Raw genomic sequence first — 3,266 nt, 5'->3', positions numbered from 1 at the left:
TCGTGTTGGCTTGTCTTCGGGTTGCCGGCCCCGGTGTACTGGACTGTTTGGTCTGGGTGACGGGTGGTTGGTCGTTGTTTGAGAACTGCACAGTGGACGCGAGCATCTGTGGCCAAGTTTTTAAGGGCGCACGGTGGATGCCTTGGCACCAGGAACCGATGAAGGACGTGGGAGGCCGCGATAGGCCCCGGGGAGCTGTCAACCGAGCTGTGATCCGGGGGTGTCCGAATGGGGAAACCCGGCAGTCGTCATGGGCTGTCACCCGCTGCTGAACACATAGGCAGTGTGGAGGGAACGCGGGGAAGTGAAACATCTCAGTACCCGCAGGAAGAGAAAACAACCGTGATTCCGGGAGTAGTGGCGAGCGAAACTGGATGAGGCCAAACCGTATGCGTGTGATACCCGGCAGGGGTTGCGTGTGCGGGGTTGTGGGATCTCTCGTGATCGGTCTGCCGGCCGGTCGGTGAGTCAGAAACCGTTGATGTAGGCGAAGGGCATGCGAAAGGCCCGGCGTAGAGGGTAAGACCCCCGTAGCTGAAACATGAGCGGCTTGCTTGAGAGACACCCAAGTAGCACGGGGCCCGAGAAATCCCGTGTGAATCTGGCGGGACCACCCGTTAAGCCTAAATATTCCCTGGTGACCGATAGCGGATAGTACCGTGAGGGAATGGTGAAAAGTACCGCGGGAGCGGAGTGAAATAGTACCTGAAACCGTGTGCCTACAAGCCGTGGGAGCGTCGCGTTGGATGCTTGTCATTCAACGTCGTGACTGCGTGCCTTTTGAAGAATGAGCCTGCGAGTTTGCGGTGTGTTGCGAGGTTAACCCGTGTGGGGGAGCCGTAGCGAAAGCGAGTCCGAATAGGGCGATTGAGTAGCGCGCCCAAGACCCGAAGCGGAGTGATCTAGCCATGGGCAGGGTGAAGCGGAGGTAAGACTTCGTGGAGGCCCGAACCCACCAGGGTTGAAAACCTGGGGGATGACCTGTGGTTAGGGGTGAAAGGCCAATCAAACTCCGTGATAGCTGGTTCTCCCCGAAATGCATTTAGGTGCAGCGTCGTGTGTTTCTTGCCGGAGGTAGAGCACTGGATAGGCGATGGGCCCTACCGGGTTACTGACCTTAGCCAAACTCCGAATGCCGGTAAGTGAGAGCGCGGCAGTGAGACTGTGGGGGATAAGCTCCATGGTCGAGAGGGAAACAGCCCAGAGCATCGACTAAGGCCCCTAAGCGTACGCTAAGTGGGAAAGGATGTGGAGTCGCAGAGACAACCAGGAGGTTGGCTTAGAAGCAGCCACCCTTGAAAGAGTGCGTAATAGCTCACTGGTCAAGTGATTCCGCGCCGACAATGTAGCGGGGCTCAAGCGTACCGCCGAAGTCGTGTCATTGCAGTACATACTCCTAACGGGGACTGTGATGGGTAGGGGAGCGTCGTGTGCCGGGTGAAGCAGCCGTGGAAGCGAGTTGTGGACGGTTCACGAGTGAGAATGCAGGCATGAGTAGCGATACAAGAGTGGGAAACTCTTGCGCCGATTGACTAAGGGTTCCTGGGTCAAGCTGATCTGCCCAGGGTAAGTCGGGACCTAAGGCGAGGCCGACAGGCGTAGTCGATGGACAACCGGTTGATATTCCGGTACCCGCTTTGAAACGCCCAACGCTGAATCAGACGATGCTAAGCCCGTGAAGCCGTCGGCTGAGTCTTCGGACGAGGTCGGAGTGGTGGAGCCGGTGACCCGGATCTGTAGTAGGTGAGTGATGGGGTGACGCAGGAAGGTAGTCCAGCCCGGGCGGTGGTTGTCCCGGGGTAAGGGTGTAGGCCGTGTGGTAGGTAAATCCGCTGCACATGGGGCTGAGACCTGATGCCGAGCCGATTGTGGTGAAGTGGATGATCCTATGCTGTCGAGAAAAGCCTCTAGCGAGTTTCATGGCGGCCCGTACCCTAAACCGACTCAGGTGGTCAGGTAGAGAATACCGAGGCGTTCGGGTGAACTATGGTTAAGGAACTCGGCAAAATGCCCCCGTAACTTCGGGAGAAGGGGGGCCATTGCTGGTGATGGGACTTGCTCCTTGAGCTGGTGGTGGCCGCAGAGACCAGCGAGAAGCGACTGTTTACTAAAAACACAGGTCCGTGCGAAGCCGTAAGGCGATGTATACGGACTGACGCCTGCCCGGTGCTGGAACGTTAAGGGGACCGGTTAGTCACGATTCGTCGTGGCGAAGCTGAGAACTTAAGCGCCAGTAAACGGCGGTGGTAACTATAACCATCCTAAGGTAGCGAAATTCCTTGTCGGGTAAGTTCCGACCTGCACGAATGGCGTAACGACTTCTCGACTGTCTCAACCATAGGCCCGGTGAAATTGCATTACGAGTAAAGATGCTCGTTTCGCGCAGCAGGACGGAAAGACCCCGGGACCTTTACTACAGCTTGATATTGGTGTTCGGTTCGGCTTGTGTAGGATAGGTGGGAGACTTTGATCTCTGGACGCCAGTTCAGGGGGAGTCGTTGTTGAAATACCACTCTGGTCGTGCTGGATGTCTAACCTGGGTCCGTGATCCGGATCAGGGACAGTGTCTGGTGGGTAGTTTAACTGGGGCGGTTGCCTCCTAAAGAGTAACGGAGGCGCCCAAAGGTTCCCTCAGCCTGGTTGGCAATCAGGTGTTGAGTGTAAGTGCACAAGGGAGCTTGACTGTGAGACCGACGGGTCGAGCAGGGACGAAAGTCGGGACTAGTGATCCGGCGGTGGCTTGTGGAAGCGCCGTCGCTCAACGGATAAAAGGTACCCCGGGGATAACAGGCTGATCTTCCCCAAGAGTCCATATCGACGGGATGGTTTGGCACCTCGATGTCGGCTCGTCGCATCCTGGGGCTGGAGTCGGTCCCAAGGGTTGGGCTGTTCGCCCATTAAAGCGGTACGCGAGCTGGGTTTAGAACGTCGTGAGACAGTTCGGTCCCTATCCGCTGTGCGCGTAGGAGTCTTGAGAAGGGCTGTCCCTAGTACGAGAGGACCGGGACGGACGAACCTCTGGTGTGCCAGTTGTCCTGCCAAGGGCATGGCTGGTTGGCTACGTTCGGGAGGGATAACCGCTGAAAGCATCTAAGCGGGAAGCCTGCTTCGAGATGAGGACTCCCACCCCCTTGAGGGGTTAAGGCTCCCAGTAGACGACTGGGTTGATAGGCCAGATATGGAAGCACCGTGAGGTGTGGAGTTGACTGGTACTAATAGGCCGAGGGCTTGTCCTCAGATGCTCGCGTCCACTGTGTTGTTCTGAA

The 3,266-nt window shown here is 57.3% G+C and carries 1 rRNA gene; it reads left to right on the top strand.

Annotated features, from left to right (window positions below):
* The first annotated feature begins 110 nt into the window (after positions 1–110).
* Positions 111–3,236 (top strand): 23S ribosomal RNA (locus ACGFNH_RS32635).
* Positions 3,237–3,266 lie beyond the last annotated feature (30 nt).

This window comes from Streptomyces sp. NPDC048639 (assembly GCF_043199075.1).
GTDB lineage: Bacteria > Actinomycetota > Actinomycetes > Streptomycetales > Streptomycetaceae > Streptomyces.
The sequence above is the reverse complement of the archived record's forward strand: the minus strand, read 5'-3'. Positions and strand labels throughout refer to the sequence as shown.